Origin of the sequence: Streptomyces platensis, from assembly GCF_008704855.1 — a bacterium.
In the GTDB taxonomy this organism is placed as follows: domain Bacteria; phylum Actinomycetota; class Actinomycetes; order Streptomycetales; family Streptomycetaceae; genus Streptomyces; species Streptomyces platensis.
This window is the reverse complement of record NZ_CP023691.1, coordinates 3,588,443-3,603,315: the sequence shown is the minus strand read 5'-3', so window position 1 is coordinate 3,603,315 and position 14,873 is coordinate 3,588,443. Positions and strand designations below refer to the sequence as shown.

Below are 14,873 nucleotides of genomic sequence, written 5' to 3'. Positions count from 1 at the left end.
TTAGCAGATTGTTCTCCGACTTCCTACATCAGCCTGCCGGTGGTCGGCGACCGCACCTCGTGCCCTATGTCCCGAAATGGAGGGGAGTCAGGGCGCTGTATGGGCCAGTGCCCCCCTGCTGACCTGCAAGAACGCTGCTCCCCCGGGGCGTTGGTCACAATCCTGGGGGAGATTGGGTCGCGATCTCGTTAACGAGTGGCGCAGGTCACGCCGTGTCGCCGCCCGTGTCCATACGAGCGCGAAGGGTGTGCGCGGGGCGGAAGTTGGTCCGTTTTCCCGCGCACACCCGTGGAGTGCCGTCGCGGTGGCAGCCGGGAGCCGGCCGCCACCGTCCGCTGAGGCTCAGCTCAGCCGCTCGTGCCTGTGGTCGCGCTGAGCTTCGCCTCCGCTGCGGGCGGATGCCGGGCGCTCGTTCCTCGCACCCGGCCTCCACCCTTCGCTACGACTCAGCTCAGCCGCTCGATGACCATCGCCATGCCCTGGCCGCCGCCCACGCACATCGTCTCCAGGCCGAACTGCTTGTCGTGCCACTGGAGGGAGTTGATCAGGGTGGTGGTGATGCGGGCGCCGGTCATGCCGAAGGGGTGGCCGACGGCGATCGCGCCGCCGTTGACGTTCAGCCGGTCCAGGTCGATGCCCAAGTCCCGGTAGGACGGGATGACCTGGGCGGCGAACGCCTCGTTGATCTCGACCAGGTCGATGTCGGAGACCGAGAGACCGGCCCGGCGCAGCGCCTGCTTGCTGGCCTCGACCGGGCCGTAGCCCATGATCTCGGGGGAGAGGCCGGAGACGCCGGTGGAGACGATCCGGGCCAGCGGGGTCAGGCCCAGCTCGCGCGCCTTGGTGTCGGACATGATCACCAGCGCCGCGGCGCCGTCGTTCAGCGGGCAGCAGTTGCCGGCGGTCACCAGGCCGTCGGGGCGGAAGACCGGCTTGAGGCCGGAGACGCCCTCGACGGTGACGCCCGCGCGCGGGCCGTCGTCCTTGGAGACGACTGTGCCGTCCGGCAGCGTCACCGGGGTGATCTCCCGCTCCCAGAAGCCGTCGTTGATCGCCTTCTCGGCGAGGTTCTGGGACCGGACGCCGAACTCGTCCATGTCCTGGCGGGTGATGCCCTTGAGGCGGGCGAGGTTCTCCGCGGTCTGGCCCATCGCGATGTAGGCGTCCGGGATCAGGCCGTCCTCGCGCGGGTCGTGCCAGTCGGCGCCCTCCTGCTCGGCGCGGGCCGCGGTACGGGCCTCGGCGTCGGCGAAGAGCGGGTTGTGGGTGTCCGGCAGGCCGTCGGAGCTGCCCTTGATGCTGCGCGAGACGGTCTCGACACCGGCCGAGATGAAGACATCGCCCTCACCGGCCTTGATGGCGTGCAGCGCCATGCGGGTCGTCTGGAGCGAGGAGGAACAGTAACGGGTGATGGTGCACCCCGGGAGGTGGTCCATCCCCATCTGGACGGCCACGATGCGGCCGAGGTTGTGGCCCTGCTCGCCGCCGGGAAGGCCACAGCCGAGCATCAGGTCGTCGATGTCCCTGGGGTCCAGCTCGGGGACCTTGGCGAGCGCGGTCTCGATGATCTTCGCGGTCAGGTCGTCCGGCCGCAGGTCCTTCAGTGAGCCCTTGAAGGCGCGGCCGATCGGGGAGCGGGCGGCTGAGACGATCACGGCTTCGGGCATCACACGGCTCCAGGTGCGCGGGAAATGGGCGGACTGTGAGGGAAGTTACCTGCACGTACTGCTGAGGTCACGGGGTGCGTGCTGTGATGCGGGCCTCTTTTCTAAGCGGGCGCTTATGGAAACGGGGCGGGGCCGCCGGGTATTCCCGTACGGCCCCGCCCCGTTCCCCCGCGCCCCGCTCACCGCCGCTCCGGCGCCCGCTCGCTCACGGGGTGACGGACGACGGTCCGGTCCTCTCCGCCGTGGGCAGCTGACGGCGCCTGCGGTGCTTGAGCAGCGCCCAGGGGGCGCGGGAGGCGGTGACCTCCGTGCCGCCCTCGGAAGCCGCCTCGGCGGCCGCCTGCTCGACCGGCAGCAGGCCCTCGCCCCGGGCGGGCTCCGGGCGCTCCTCCTCCGGCCACAGCCCCAGCGAGGCGCACAGCGTCGGCAGCACGGCCATCGCGGCGGTGGCGTAGCCCTCGGCCGACGGGTGGTAGTTGTCCGGCCCGAACAGCTCCCGCGGCCGCGCCTCGAACTCGGGGCCGAGCAGATCGCCGAGGGAGACCGTACGGCCGCCGCTCTCGATCACCCCGATGGTCTGGGCGGCGGCCAGCTGCCGGGAGAGCCGCCGGGCCACCCAGCGCAGCGGCTGGTAGACCGGCTCGACGCTGCCCAGATCAGGGCAGGTGCCGACGACCACCTCGCAGCCCGCCGCGCGCAGCCGGCGCACCGCCTCGGCGAGATGGCGCACGGACTGTGCGGGCGGCATCCGGTGGGTGACGTCATTGGCGCCGATCATGATGACGCAGACGTCCGGGACCTCGGTACCGACCGCCAGCATCAGCTCCACCTGGCGCTCCAGGTCGTCGGACTGCGCGCCGGGCAGCGCCACATTGCGGAAGTCGACCGGCAGCTCGGAGAGCGCGGCCAGACCGGAGGCGAGCAGGGCGCCGGGTGTCTGGGAGGCGCGGTGCACCCCCTGGCCCGCGGCGGTGGAGTCGCCGAGGAAGCCCAGGCGCAGCGGCGGGCGGTCGGTGCGGTGGCCGAAGGCGGCGCCGTAGCGGCCGTCGGCGCACGGCGGGATGTCGCTGGAGCCGCCGACCGTCCGGCGGGCCAGCCGCACCTCGGTCAGCAGCACCCCGACGGTGGCGACGCCGAGCAGCCCGACCCCGCCGCCGCCGAACGCGGCAGCGGTGGCGATCCGCCGGGCCACTCTCGCCCTGGACATCGTCATCGGCATGGGCCGAAGCACCTCCCCGTACAGTGCGGGCGCGCCGCGGCCCAGGGCCGGACGCGCTCTTGAAACGGCAAGAACTCCTACAACAGGGTGTTGCCCGTTCCCGCACGGAACGCAACGCGTCCTTCCTCTAACGGACCCGGGCAATAGGCTGGCCGCACCGGCGCAGGAGAGCGTGCCCCCGACCGCGGAGACCACCGTGCAGTTTTACGATTCGATGATTGAGCTTGTCGGCAACACCCCGCTCGTGCGGCTCAACAACGTCACCCGAGGAATCCAGGCCACCGTCCTGGCGAAGGTCGAGTACTTCAACCCCGGCGGGTCGGTCAAGGACCGGATCGCCGTGCGGATGATCGAGGCCGCCGAGCAGTCGGGTGAGCTGAAGCCCGGCGGCACCATCGTCGAGCCCACCTCCGGCAACACCGGTGTGGGCCTGGCGATCGTCGCCCAGCAAAAGGGCTACAAGTGCATCTTCGTCTGCCCGGACAAGGTGTCCACGGACAAGATCAATGTGCTGCGGGCCTACGGTGCCGAGGTGGTGGTCTGCCCGACCGCCGTGGACCCCGAGCACCCGGACTCGTACTACAACGTCTCGGACCGGCTGGTCCGTGAGACGCCCGGTGCCTGGAAGCCCGACCAGTACAGCAACCCGAACAACCCGCGCTCCCACTACGAGACCACCGGTCCCGAGCTGTGGGAGCAGACGGGCGGGCGGATCACCCACTTCGTGGCGGGTGTCGGCACCGGCGGCACGATCAGCGGCACCGGCCGCTATCTGAAGGACGCCAGCGAGGGCCGGGTCAGGGTCATCGGCGCCGACCCGGAGGGCTCGGTCTACAGCGGCGGCTCCGGGCGCCCGTATCTGATCGAGGGTGTCGGCGAGGACTTCTGGCCGACCGCCTACGACCGTACGGTCGCGGACGAGATCGTCGCGGTCTCGGACAAGGACGCCTTCCAGATGACCCGGCGGCTGGCCAAGGAGGAGGGCCTGCTGGTCGGCGGCTCCTGCGGAATGGCCGTCGTGGGTGCGCTGGAGGTCGCGGCGAAGCTCGGCCCGGACGATGTGGTCGTCGTGCTGCTGCCGGACAGCGGCCGCGGCTACCTTTCCAAGATCTTCAACGATGAGTGGATGGCCGACTACGGCTTCCTGGAGGAGGGCGGCGCCGCCGCCCGCGTCGGCGAGGTGCTCCAGCACAAGGAGGGCGCGCTGCCCTCGCTGGTGCACATGCACCCGGAGGAGACCGTCGGCGAGGCGATCGAGGTGCTGCGCGAGTACGGCGTCTCGCAGATGCCGATCGTCAAGCCGGGCGCCGGACACCCCGATGTGATGGCCGCCGAGGTCGTCGGCTCGGTCGTCGAGCGCGAGCTGCTGGACGCGCTGTTCACCCAGCGCGCCTCGCTGACCGACCCGCTGGAGAAGCACATGTGCCCGCCGCTGCCGCAGGTCGGCTCGGGCGAGCCGGTCGCCGACCTGATGGCGGTGCTGGAGACGGCGGACGCCGCGATCGTTCTCGTCGAGGGCAAGCCGAAGGGCGTGGTGAGCCGGCAGGACCTGCTGGCCTATCTGGCGCGCGAGGCCGGCAAGTAGCAGGAGGTCCCGGCGGCCGTCCCCTGTGGCGGGCGCCGGGTCGCCCGGCCGCGGACGGCCCTGGGCGCCTGTCGCGGCGTCAAGTGGCCGTCAGGAAACGGGCTGCAGCCGCAAGGTGTACGCAGGCGTCATGTGCTCGCAGCACGCGCTTAACACTCGTCGGGCAGATTGAAGATGTACGGCGAACGGACCTCCGGAGCGGCTCCCGGACCTCCACTCTCGCCGCCCGGACGCGACGGCCGGCCCTGACCCGGACGCGCGTCCCTTGCGGGGACCGCCGTCGTCCCGCCCCCGGCCCCGGCCGGGGTGCGGCGGTCCCCGCAACACTCCCCGGCCCGCCCTCCCAGGGCTCAGTTCCGCGCGCCGTCGCGACGGTCCGTACGCGCACGCAGCGCGGGCCACCGGACGGCGCCGTGCACCGCGTTGACGCCGACGATGCCGGCCCAGGTCACCAGCAGGCCCGGCAGCCCGGTGTGCACCGCCGCGACCGTGGACAGCGGGATGGCCAGCACCAGCGAGAAGGCGGCGACCCCGAACCGTTCCCAGAACTCCCGGCCGGGGCCCGCGCTGCGGGGCGGCAGGGTGCCGCGCGCCACCTGGATCTGCTGCTCGGCCAGTTGCCGCCGCACCCGCCGGTCGACGTTCGCGTCCAGCTTCTCCAGGAAGGACTCCAGCAGCTCCGACTCGTACTCCGGGCCCAGCTCCTTGCGCGTCTGGAGGGTCGCGTCGAGTTCTTTCCGCAGATCGGGGTCGTGTGTCGCCATGCTGCCGAGATTACGGGCCGCGGGCGGGCGGCGCGCTGGGGTTAACCCCCCGATCCGGCGGGGGAGGGCTCCTCTTGGAGCGGGCCGGGTGCCATCGTGCGCGCGGTGTCGCGGCGGGCGGCGAGCCAGTACAGGACGGCCGGTACGGCGAGGCCGACGAGCCAGGAGATGTCGGCGCCGCCGAGCGGTGCCACCAGCGGGCCGGTGTAGAAGTGCGTGGCCAGGAACGGGAGCTGGGCGAGCACCCCGAGGACATAGACCGTCAGGGCCCGGACGTTCCAGGCGCCGTAGCGGCCGGCCGGGTCGCTGAGCGCCGGGATGTCGTAACGCTCCTTGGAGATCAGGTAGTAGTCGACGAGGTTGATCGCCGACCAGGGCGTGAAGAACGTCAGCAGGAAGAGCAGGAAGTCCTTGAAGGACGTCAGGAAGGAGTCCTTGCCCAGGAGCGCGACGGCGGTGCCGGCCACCATGATCCCGGCGATGTAGGCGGAGCGGCCGCGGGGCGACAGGGTGCGCTGGCCGCGGAAGCCGCTGACGCTGGTGACCAGCGACATGAAGCCGCCGTAGGTGTTGAGGATGTTGATGGTGAGCTTGCCGAGGGCGATGACGAAGTAGAGGCACGAGGCGATCAGTCCGGCGCCGCCCAGGCCCACGATGTAGGTGACCTCGTGGCCCACGAACGCGGCCGGCGCGGCGGCGGCCGCCAGCGCGCCGAACGTCATCGACCACTGCGAGCCGAGCACCGAGCCGGACAGCGTCCACCAGAAGGTGGCGCGTGCCGAGGTGTGCCGCGGGAGGTAGCGCGAGTAGTCGGCGACGTACGGGCCGAACGCCAGCTGCCAGGAGGCCGAGAGCGAGACGGCGAGCAGGAAGACCGGCAGCCCGAAGCGGTGGTCGGCGAGCAGCGCGCCGAGGTCGGCGCGCTGCACCAGCCGGATGCCGAGGTAGACGAAGGCCAGCGCGCAGACCAGGCCGGCGATCTTGCCGAGGGTGTGGATGAGGCGGTAGCCGACGGCCGCGGCGACGGCGGTGACCGCGGCGAAGAGCACGATCCCCGGTGTCTCGCCGAGGTGGGTCAGCTCGCCGACCGCCTGCCCGGCCAGGACGCTGCCGCTGGCGAAGAAGCCGATGTACATCACGATGACCAGCGCCAGCGGGACCACCGCCCCGCGCACCCCGAACTGGGCCCGGGAGGTGATCATCTGCGGCAGTCCGAGCCGCGGCCCCTGCGCCGAGTGCAGGGCCATCACCGCCCCGCCCAGGAGGTTGCCGAGCAGCAGCCCGATCAGCGACCAGAAGGCGTTCGCCCCGAAGACGACGGCCAGCGCGCCGGTGATGACGGCGGTGATCTGGAGGTTGGCGCCCAGCCAGAGGGTGAACTGGCTGACCGCGCTGCCGTGCCGTTCGTCGTCGGGGACGACGTCGATGGAGCGCTGTTCGACCACACCTGCCATGAGTCCGCCTCGGGTCGTGCCTGTATGGATTCATGCAGGATCGACGCCGATGAATGGAAGGTCAATAGGTGGGATCGATTGCCGCGGTTAATTGCTGGTAACGGCCGGGGCGGCGGTCGGCTCAGGCGGCCGCCGCCGCGTCCATCGGCCGCAGCTCATCGGCGTACGAGACCGACACCCGCCGCATCAGCCCGTCCTCGGTGATGTCGTACTGGCCCAGGCGCCACAGCGGGGGCGAGTAGGCGTGCACCGACACCGCGTCGTCGGTCGCGCCGGTGAGGCGGTGGATGTGGTCCGGCCCGAAGCAGAACGAGGAGCCCGCGCCGACCGGGGTGGCCAGATGCTCGCCGCCGATCCGCGGGTTGGACTCGGTCAGGACACCCTGGACGACGCGCACCGCCCCCGAGGAGAGGTCGTGGTCGTGCCAGCCGGTGTCGTTCTGCCGGGTCCAGCACAGCAGCCAGACGTCCACGAACTCGTCGCGGTGCAGCGAGGCGTAGTGCCGCTCCGTGTCGGAGAAGGCGACCTCCTCGCGCCACAGCTCCGGGCGCGCGGCCAGCTCGTCGACCAGGGCCTGGAGCTCGCGTTTGTCGAGGTTGCGCTCGGGCAGTGCGGTGAACGGCTGCTCGCCGTCGGGGACCTCACGGGCAGTGTCGGCCTGGGAGGCGGTGTCCGTCATGGGCGGGCTCCTTTCGTCGGGCCCAGCAGGCGGGCCGGGTTGGCATGGCGCAGGGCGTGGACGGCGGCGTCCGCGCCGAGGTCGGGGAGGACGGGGGCGGCATACGGGCGGTCGCTGCCGCTGACCACCACGTCGATGCCGACGGCCCGTACGAGCGCGTCCACCGCGCGGGTTCCGTAGGACGAGGTCTCGTAGAAGGCGCGGTAGTCCACCCGGCCGCGGTCCCGGCCGCCGCCGCGGGCGACCAGCCGCTCCCCGTGCAGTGGCGCCAGACCGGCCAGCGCGGCGAAGCAGACTCGCAGATGCGGGTGGCGCGGCCGGCCGAAGGCGCGGAAGGCGAACCAGGAGGCGTGCATCTGCTGGACGTACGGGACCAGGGCGGGCCACCAGGCGGGCGCGGTGGGCTCGGCGGCCGAAAGGGGCCGCGCAGCGTCGGCCCGGGGCGGTGGCGGGCGATGGGCGGGCGCCGCCCCGGGGTGCACGAACAGCGGTTTGTCCTGCTCGGCGGCGACGTCCAGCAGCGGTGCGCAGCGGTCCCAGCCCGCGGCGTCGAGGAGTGCGGTGGCGGGGAGCTGGAGGCCCACGCAGCCGCGCGCCAGCTCGCGCCGCAGCGCCTCCGGGTCCGGCTCGGGGGCGGAGAGGCAGGCCGAGGCCCAGACTCCGAAGGGGGCGGGCAGGTCCAGCGCGCCGTCGTGGAACGCGCTGAGCAGCGGGGCGGCCTCCGTGGGCGGCAGATATTCGATGCCCAGCGGACTGGAGAGCGAGACCAGGGCGAGGTCCAGGCCGTCGGCGCGGGCGAGCCGGGTGCGGGCCGCGATGTCGTGGTCGGCGGGGTCGACGGCGTACGGCGGCTCACCGGGCAGATGCAGTGTCCAGCCGTCGAGCCGGGGTGGCGCGGTGCGGGACCGCAGCAGGGCGAGGAACTCGGGCGGCCAGATGTGCTGGTGGACGTCGGTGGCCACGGGCCTCCCTCCGGACGGCGCGGTCGGACGGACCGCCGGGCGGACGGTCGGGTGGGCGGACGGCGTACGCGGAACGACCGCCGGCCCCACCCCTGAACCGCTTCACTTAACCGATTAACTGATGCGCTTAAGTGAAGCGGTTAACAGCTTCCGCTGTCAAGGCCGTGCCTGAGCCGCCGGGCCGTGGGCCCCACCGGGAAGGCCGGATCGTGGCCGGGCGCGGCGCCCTCCTTGGGTAGGCTTCCGGACATGGCCAGGCCCAATAAGCGCACCACCCTCCGCGAGGTGGCCGAGGCCACCGGACTCTCCACCGCAGCCGTCTCCTACGCACTGCGCGGCAAGCATGTCTCCAAGGAGACCGAGGAGCGGGTGCGCAGGGCCGCCGCCGAGCTCGGCTATGAGGCCGACCCGATCGCCCGCGCCCTCGCCAGCGGCCGTACGAGCACCGTCGGGGTGCTCGCCGGTGACCTTCAGGACCTGTGGCAGCAGCAGCTGATGGCGGCCATAGGGCGCGAGCTGCTGGCCGGTGACCGCTATGCGCTGATCCTCGACGCGGGCGGCGACCCCGAGCGCGAACTGGCCCTCGCCAAGCAGCTGCGCGACCAGCGGGTGGACGGTCTGCTGGTCTCGCCCGTCGACCCTTCCGCCGAGGGCTGGTCGAAGATCGCCGACGCGGTGCCCGTGGTCTCCATCGGTGACGCGCTGAGCCGGGCCCGTACGGCGGGCGAGGTGCTCTTCGACAACCGGGCGGGCATCGACGCCGTCCTCGACTACCTCCGCGGGCTGGGCCACCGCCGGATCACCGTGCTGACCCCCACCGGCCCCTCCACCCCCGACCGCCCCGCCGACGTCTATGTCCGCGAGGCCGCCGACCGTCTCGGGATCGAGGCCGAAGTCCTGCCCTGCCCCCAGGAGTTGGACGCGGCGACCGCGATGGCCCGCCGTGTCCTGGCGAACAGTCCGGACGGCCGCCGCCCGGCCGGTGCGCTCGCCCCGCCCACCGCCGTCTTCTGCTTCTCCGACTCCATCGCCTACGGCGTCTACGCGGCCGCCGCCGAGGCCTCCCTCACCGTCGGCCGCGACCTCTCCGTCGTCGGCTTCGACGACCACCCCGTCTCCCGGGTCCTCACCCCGCCCCTGACCACCGTCGACTGGGGCCTGGCCGAGATCGCCAAGGAGGCCGCCCGCCTCGCCGTCGCCGCCATCGAGGGCCGCCGCGTCCGCCGCAAGCGCATCCTGTGCGCCCCCCGCCTCTCGGAACGGGGGTCGGCGGCGGAGCCGGGGCGGGGGTGAACAGGCGGGGTGGGCGCCCGTATTGCGCCCTGCTCATGCGCAGTGCGCCAACGACAAAATCAGTGATTACGTGGTGTCCGTTGGGATAGGCGGGTGCATAGCCGGTGCCGAGACGGGGTGTGCGCCAGGTGCAACGGCGGGGGCTTTCGGAGGTCTGGTCTCCGGCGCGGTGTGTCGCTTTCCGATTGCTGAGGCGAGCGGGAGGTATGGCCGGGCAGTGCGGGAAACGACGATGATCAAGAAGCGATGACCAGGAAGCGATGACGGGCAGGAAATGAGAAAGGCACTGATCGCCGGAATTCTCGCGGTCGTGGTCGTTTTTGCGCTCACGCACACCGTGTTCTCCGGATGGGCGGAACCCGCGCTGCTGCTGCTGAGCGTGCTGGCCGGTGCGGTCGTCGGAGGGGTGCTCCGGGGCGTGCAGCTGCGCAGATGACCGGAGGTGGGCCCGACGGGCCGGGGCGACGCGTCCCGGCCCGTCCGGAGCCCGCCCCCGGCCTCCCGTCTCCGGCTGCACGGTGCCGGGCCGGGGAGCAGACTGGTGCCGGGCGCTCCGGTACGGTCGGGGCGTGTGTACCGGTGGTCGGCCGATGGGCGGATGGGCGGGTCCTCGATGAAGCGGTCCTCGACGAGCGAAGCCGCGGCGGTGGGTGAAGCCGTGGCGGGCGACGGTGTCGCGGCGGCTGAGGGTGCCGGGCGGGGCGTGCCGCAGGGGGAGCCGGCGGACCGGCTGGAGGCGCACCGTACCGAACTGACCGGCTACTGCTACCGGATGCTGGGGTCGGCGTTCGAGGCCGAGGACGCCGTGCAGGAGACGATGGTGCGGGCCTGGCGGAGCTACGACCGGTTCGAGGGGCGCTCTTCACTGCGGTCCTGGCTCTACCGGATCGCCACGAATGTCTGCCTGGATCTGCTCAAGGGCAGCGGGCGCCGGGCCCGGCCGATGGATCTCGCCTCCCCGTCGAGCGTGGACGGCCCGATCGGTACGGGGCTGCCCGAGACGACTTGGATCGGGCCCGTCCCGGACCAGCGGGTGCTGGCGTCCGCCGGGGATCCGGCGGAGACCGCCGTCGCCCGGGAGTCGATCCGGCTCGCCTTCATCTCCGCGCTCCAGCGGCTGGCGCCCCGGCAGCGGGCGGTGCTGATCCTGCGGGAGGTGCTCAGCTGGTCGGCGAGCGAGGTCGCGGAGCTGCTGGGCAGTTCGGTCGCGTCGGTCAACAGCGCGCTGCAGCGGGCCCGGGCCACCCTCGCCGCGTCCGGTGACCACGCCGCCGACACCCCGCCGCCGTTGGACGACGCCCAGCAGGCGCTGCTGCGGCGCTATGTCGACGCCTTCGAGCGGTACGACATGGACGCGCTCACCGCCGTGCTGCACGAGGACTCCACGCTGTCCATGCCGCCGTACGCCCTGTGGCTGCGCGGCCGCGCCGACATCCTGAAGTGGCTGGGCGGGCCGGGCGAGGGCTGCGAGGGGTCGCATCTGGTGCCGGTCCGGGCGAACGGCGGGCCGGCGTTCGGGCAGTACCGCGCGGACGGTCTGCCCTGGGCGATCCAGGTCATCGAGATGGCGGACGGCCGGGTCACCGCACTCCAGTCCTTCCTGGACACCGAGCGGCTGTTCCCGCTGTTCGGCCTTCCGCCGCGTTACGGCGGCCCCGGGGTCAGTCCAGCTTCTGCTTCTTGAGCCAGGCCTCGGCCACCCGGTCCGGGTCCTGCTTCTCCTTGTCGACGAGGCGGTTGAGCTCGGTGAGGTGGGCGGTGGTGAGGGTGTTGCCCAGACGGGCCAGCGCCTTGCGGACCTTGGAGTCGGCCTTGCGGGCGGCGATCAGCGGCACGATGTGCTGGGCGGGGATGAGGTGCTTGGGGTCCTGGAGCAGCACCCAGCCGTTCTCCGCGGTGTCGACATCGGTGGTGAAGACATTGGCGACATCGATGTCGCCCTTCTTCAGGGCGCCCTTGACCAGCGGACCGGACGAGTCCAGCGCCTTGAACTCCTTGAATTCCACGCCGTACTGCTCCTTGAGGCCGACGAGCCCGACGACCCGCTTCTTCATCTCGGCGGCGGCGCCGAAGACCAGCTTGCCGTTGACCTTGCGCAGATCGGCGAGCGTCTTCAGCCCGTAGTGGTCGGCGGTCTCCCGGGTCACGGCGAAGGTGTCGCGGTCCTCGGCGGCGGCGTAGGGGAGGACTTCGAGGCCGTTCGGCAATACGGTGGCCAGCGCGTTCTGCATCGCGCCGGCCTCGGTCTCGGTGGCCTTCTTGTCGAGGTAGAGCAGCAGGCTGCCCTGGTATTCGGGGAGCAGGTCGATATCGCCGGAGCGCAGTGCGGGGACCACGATCTCGCGGGAGCCGAGGTTGGGCTTGACGGTGGTCTTGACCCCGGCGGCGTTCAGCACACCCGCGTAGAGGTAGCCGAGGATCTGGTTCTCGGTGAAGTTGGCGGTGCCGATGGTCAGGCCGCCGCTGCTGCTGCCGCTGTCGCCGCCGACGCCGTCCCCCTTGAGGGAGGTGATGCCGGAGGAGCAGGCGGCCAGCAGCGGGGCCGAGGCGCCGGCGAGGAGCGTGGTCAGGACGGTACGACGGTTCATGGGCGGGACTCCTCGGGACGTACGGAGGGGACGGGGCGGCGGATGCTCAGCGGGCGGCGGCGGGGCGGCCGCGGAACAGCAGCCGCGTCAGTCCGCCCAGCGCCAGGTCGGCGGCGACGGCGAGCACGGCCACCAGGACCGCACCCCCGAGGACCTGCACCAGGTCGCGCTGCGCCAGGCCGTCGAAGACATAGCGGCCCAGCCCGCCGAAGCTGACATAGGCGGCGATGGTGGCGGTGGCGACGACCTGCACGGTCGCCAGCCGTACGCCGGTCATGATCAGCGGGAGCGCGAGCGGGAGTTCGACCTGCCAGAGGACCTGGCGGCCGCGCAGCCCCACCCCCTTGGCCGCGTCCTTGACCTCGGGGTCGACGGCGGCCATGCCCGCGTACGTATTGGTGATGATCACGGGCACGGCGAGCGCGACCAGCGACACATACACCGGCCAGACGCTCAGCCCGCCCGCCAGGAACACCAGGGTGACCAGGCCGACGGTGGGCAGCGCCCGGCCGAAGGAGGAGAGGTTCACGGCGAGGAAGGCGCCGCGGCCGGTGTGCCCGATGAGCAGGCCGACCGGCAGCGCGATCACGGCCGCGGCGAGAGTGGCGAGGAGCGAGTACTCCAGGTGCTCCAGGACGCGGGTGGCGATGCCCTCGGGGCCGGACCACTGGGCCGGGCTGGTGAGCCAGGCGGCGAGGTTCTTCAGGAGTTCGAGCATCGGCGCGTCACGCTGCCTTCCGCCACTTGAAGGAGCGCTGCCGGGAGGTGGTGCCGCGCCGCCAGGGGGTGCACAGCCACTGGACGGTCACCAGCAGCGCGTCGGCGACCAGGGCGAGCAGCAGGGTCAGGGCCACACCGGCGATGACCGGGGTGGGGTAGTTGCGCTGGAAGCCGTCGGTGAAGAGCTGGCCGAGGCCGCCGTAGCCGATGTAACTGGCCACGCTGACCAGGGAGATCGACATGACGGTGGCGACCCGTACGCCCGCCATGATCACCGGGAGGGCGAGCGGCAGCTCGACGGTGAGCAGTGTGCGCAGCGGCCGGGTCCCCATCGCCTGGGATGCCTCGCGGGCCTTGGCCGGGACCGCGTCCAGGCCCTCGACGGTGTTCCGCACCAGCACGACCAGGGTGTACGCGGTCAGACCGACGATCGCGGTGGTGCGGGTCAGCCCGGTGACCGGCAGCAGCAGGACGAAGAAGGCCAGGGACGGGATGGTGTAGAGGATGTTGGACGCACCGAGGACGAAGCCGCGCAGCGGCCGTACCCGGTGTGCGAGGACCGCCAGCGGCAGTGCGATCAGCAGGCCGAGGAGGACCGCGGGGACGGCGGTGGCGAGGTGGTCCGCGGTGAGCCGGGCCATCTCGTCGGCGTGGTCGGGGAACCAGCCCCACTCGATGGTCATGCGGAGGGCTCCGGGGCGGAGGCGGTCTTGAGGGGCGCGGCGTCCTCGGAGGCGGGCGGCTCCGGGGCGGACTCCGTGGCGGCCGCCGCGCGGCCCGCCTCCGCGTGGCTGCGGCCGGCCCGTTCGTGGATGGCGTCGCGGGAGGTGAGGCCGGTCAGCACCCCGTCGGCGGTGACCCGGGCGACCGCGGCGGCGGGGGAGGAGACGGCCTCGTTGAGCGCGGAGAGGAGCGAGTCGGTGTCGCGCAGCGGCCGTACGGCCTCCAGGGGGGCCTCGCCGGCGGTGCCCCCGGCGGGCAGCGCGTCGGTGTCCAGCCAGCCCAGCGGTTCGCCGCGCGGGGAGGTCACCAGGCGCCAGCGGTCGCCGTCGCGGGATATGCCGCCGACCGGCTCGTCCGCGCGTATCGCCCCGCCGGGCGCGTACGGCACGTCCGCGAGGCCGGTGAGCGAGAGCAGTTTGAGACCGCGCTCGGCGCCCAGGAAGTCGGCGACGAAGTCATCGGCCGGACGGGCCAGCAGCTCGGCGGGCGCGGCGCACTGGACGAGCCGGCCGCCGGTGCGGAAGACCGCGATCCGGTCGCCCAGCCGGACCGCCTCGTCGATGTCGTGGGTGACGAAGACGACGGTCTTGCGCAGCTCCTCCTGGAGCCGCAGCAGCTCGTTCTGGAGCTGGGTGCGGACGACGGGGTCGACCGCGCCGAACGGCTCGTCCATCAACAGGACGGGCGGGTCCGCGGCGAGCGCACGGGCCACGCCGACGCGCTGCTGCTGGCCGCCGGAGAGCTGGTGCGGATAGCGCTTGCCGGCGTCGGTGGGCAGGCCGACCAGCTCCAGCAGTTCGGCGGCGCGGGCGCGGGCCTTGCGCCTGCCCCAGCCCAGCAGCAGCGGGACCGTCGCGATGTTGTCCAGGATCGTACGGTGAGGGAAGAGGCCGGACTGCTGGATGACGTAGCCGATGCCGCGGCGCAGCTCGGCGGCGTCCGCCTCCAGGATGTCGCGGCCGCCGACGCTGATCGTGCCGGAGGTGGGCTCGACCATGCGGTTGACCATCCGCAGGGTGGTCGTCTTGCCGCATCCCGACGAGCCGACGAGGACGGTGACGCCGCCCTCGGGCAGGTCCAGGGACAGCTCGTCCACGGCGGTGGTGCCATTCGGGTATCGCTTGCTGACTGCGTCGAACTTGATCATCCGCTGCCCCTTGCCCGGCCTGCATATGGTCATGCAGAGTCTTAGGCGCGTGAATAGAAGTCAATAGGTGGG

14 protein-coding genes are annotated in these 14,873 nt (G+C 72.2%); 4 read left to right on the top strand and 10 right to left on the bottom strand.

The window, feature by feature from the left end; translation table 11 throughout:
• Positions 1 to 446: 446 nt before the first annotated feature.
• Both CP981_RS15700 and CP981_RS15695 read right to left on the bottom strand, forming a co-directional pair.
• Entirely contained in the window at positions 447 to 1,667 is a 1,221-nt protein-coding gene (locus CP981_RS15700; RefSeq protein ID WP_085926331.1) for an acetyl-CoA C-acetyltransferase, read from the bottom strand.
• Between the two features lie 205 nt (positions 1,668 to 1,872).
• Positions 1,873 to 2,886 carry an SGNH/GDSL hydrolase family protein gene (locus CP981_RS15695; RefSeq protein ID WP_085926332.1) on the bottom strand — a complete coding sequence of 338 codons (1,014 nt, stop codon included), beginning with the start codon at positions 2,884 to 2,886 and terminating at the stop codon, positions 1,873 to 1,875.
• A 196-nt stretch (positions 2,887 to 3,082) separates the two neighbouring features.
• On the opposite strand from CP981_RS15695, the gene CP981_RS15690 reads away from it, so the two are divergent.
• On the top strand, positions 3,083 to 4,471 hold the full coding sequence (locus CP981_RS15690) for a cystathionine beta-synthase (RefSeq protein WP_085926367.1): 1,389 nt from the start codon (positions 3,083 to 3,085) through the stop codon (positions 4,469 to 4,471).
• A gap of 350 nt (positions 4,472 to 4,821) precedes the next feature.
• Here CP981_RS15690 and CP981_RS15685 read toward each other — a convergent pair whose 3' ends face one another.
• From CP981_RS15685 to CP981_RS15670, 4 genes are all read right to left on the bottom strand, one after another.
• On the bottom strand, positions 4,822 to 5,235 hold the full coding sequence (locus CP981_RS15685; protein ID WP_085926333.1) for a hypothetical protein: 414 nt from the start codon (positions 5,233 to 5,235) through the stop codon (positions 4,822 to 4,824).
• A 41-nt stretch (positions 5,236 to 5,276) separates the two neighbouring features.
• Positions 5,277 to 6,689, bottom strand: a complete 1,413-nt coding sequence (locus CP981_RS15680; RefSeq protein WP_085926334.1) for a purine-cytosine permease family protein — start codon at positions 6,687 to 6,689, stop codon at positions 5,277 to 5,279.
• Positions 6,690 to 6,810: 121 nt separating this feature from the next.
• The gene (locus tag CP981_RS15675; protein WP_085926335.1) at positions 6,811 to 7,368 is read right to left on the bottom strand and encodes a cysteine dioxygenase; all 558 of its coding nucleotides are present in this window, start codon (positions 7,366 to 7,368) and stop codon (positions 6,811 to 6,813) included.
• Complete coding sequence (locus CP981_RS15670; RefSeq protein ID WP_085926336.1) at positions 7,365 to 8,330, bottom strand: amidohydrolase family protein; 966 nt, start codon at positions 8,328 to 8,330, stop codon at positions 7,365 to 7,367. The genes CP981_RS15675 and CP981_RS15670 overlap by 4 nt, the downstream gene beginning before the upstream one ends.
• A gap of 249 nt (positions 8,331 to 8,579) precedes the next feature.
• Here CP981_RS15670 and CP981_RS15665 point away from each other — a divergent pair, with 249 nt between their 5' ends.
• The 3 genes from CP981_RS15665 to CP981_RS15660 all read left to right on the top strand — a co-directional run bounded on the left by CP981_RS15665 (position 8,580) and on the right by CP981_RS15660 (position 11,307).
• Positions 8,580 to 9,623, top strand: a complete 1,044-nt coding sequence (locus tag CP981_RS15665) for a LacI family DNA-binding transcriptional regulator (protein WP_085926337.1) — start codon at positions 8,580 to 8,582, stop codon at positions 9,621 to 9,623.
• A gap of 274 nt (positions 9,624 to 9,897) precedes the next feature.
• Complete coding sequence (locus tag CP981_RS37720; protein ID WP_158092666.1) at positions 9,898 to 10,059, top strand: hypothetical protein; 162 nt, start codon at positions 9,898 to 9,900, stop codon at positions 10,057 to 10,059.
• Positions 10,060 to 10,269: 210 nt separating this feature from the next.
• Positions 10,270 to 11,307: a sigma-70 family RNA polymerase sigma factor gene (locus tag CP981_RS15660; protein ID WP_085926338.1), complete on the top strand. Its 1,038-nt coding sequence runs from the start codon at positions 10,270 to 10,272 to the stop codon at positions 11,305 to 11,307.
• Here CP981_RS15660 and CP981_RS15655 read toward each other — a convergent pair.
• From CP981_RS15655 to CP981_RS15640, 4 genes are read right to left on the bottom strand one after another with little or no spacing between them, the layout of a single operon-like run.
• Positions 11,285 to 12,211, bottom strand: a complete 927-nt coding sequence (locus CP981_RS15655; protein WP_085926339.1) for an ABC transporter substrate-binding protein — start codon at positions 12,209 to 12,211, stop codon at positions 11,285 to 11,287. The genes CP981_RS15660 and CP981_RS15655 overlap by 23 nt on opposite strands.
• Before the next feature lie 46 nt (positions 12,212 to 12,257).
• A complete protein-coding gene (locus CP981_RS15650; RefSeq protein WP_085926340.1) occupies positions 12,258 to 12,929 on the bottom strand; it encodes an ABC transporter permease in 672 nt (223 codons plus the stop codon).
• Positions 12,930 to 12,936: 7 nt separating this feature from the next.
• Positions 12,937 to 13,614, bottom strand: a complete 678-nt coding sequence (locus CP981_RS15645) for an ABC transporter permease (RefSeq protein ID WP_085926341.1) — start codon at positions 13,612 to 13,614, stop codon at positions 12,937 to 12,939.
• Positions 13,611 to 14,801, bottom strand: a complete 1,191-nt coding sequence (locus CP981_RS15640) for an ABC transporter ATP-binding protein (RefSeq protein WP_085926342.1) — start codon at positions 14,799 to 14,801, stop codon at positions 13,611 to 13,613. Before CP981_RS15640 ends, CP981_RS15645 begins: the two co-directional genes overlap by 4 nt.
• Positions 14,802 to 14,873 lie beyond the last annotated feature (72 nt).

Coding starts and splice junctions, on each gene's coding strand:
- CP981_RS15695 (WP_085926332.1), bottom strand. CDS start 2,886: ATGCCGATGACGATGTCCAGGGCGAGAGTGGCCCGGCGGATCGCCACC.
- CP981_RS15650 (WP_085926340.1), bottom strand. CDS start 12,929: ATGCTCGAACTCCTGAAGAACCTCGCCGCCTGGCTCACCAGCCCGGCC.
- CP981_RS15685 (WP_085926333.1), bottom strand. CDS start 5,235: ATGGCGACACACGACCCCGATCTGCGGAAAGAACTCGACGCGACCCTC.
- CP981_RS15700 (WP_085926331.1), bottom strand. CDS start 1,667: ATGCCCGAAGCCGTGATCGTCTCAGCCGCCCGCTCCCCGATCGGCCGC.
- CP981_RS15640 (WP_085926342.1), bottom strand. CDS start 14,801: ATGATCAAGTTCGACGCAGTCAGCAAGCGATACCCGAATGGCACCACC.
- CP981_RS15665 (WP_085926337.1), top strand. CDS start 8,580: ATGGCCAGGCCCAATAAGCGCACCACCCTCCGCGAGGTGGCCGAGGCC.
- CP981_RS15655 (WP_085926339.1), bottom strand. CDS start 12,211: ATGAACCGTCGTACCGTCCTGACCACGCTCCTCGCCGGCGCCTCGGCC.
- CP981_RS15680 (WP_085926334.1), bottom strand. CDS start 6,689: ATGGCAGGTGTGGTCGAACAGCGCTCCATCGACGTCGTCCCCGACGAC.
- CP981_RS15675 (WP_085926335.1), bottom strand. CDS start 7,368: ATGACGGACACCGCCTCCCAGGCCGACACTGCCCGTGAGGTCCCCGAC.
- CP981_RS37720 (WP_158092666.1), top strand. CDS start 9,898: ATGAGAAAGGCACTGATCGCCGGAATTCTCGCGGTCGTGGTCGTTTTT.
- CP981_RS15645 (WP_085926341.1), bottom strand. CDS start 13,614: ATGACCATCGAGTGGGGCTGGTTCCCCGACCACGCCGACGAGATGGCC.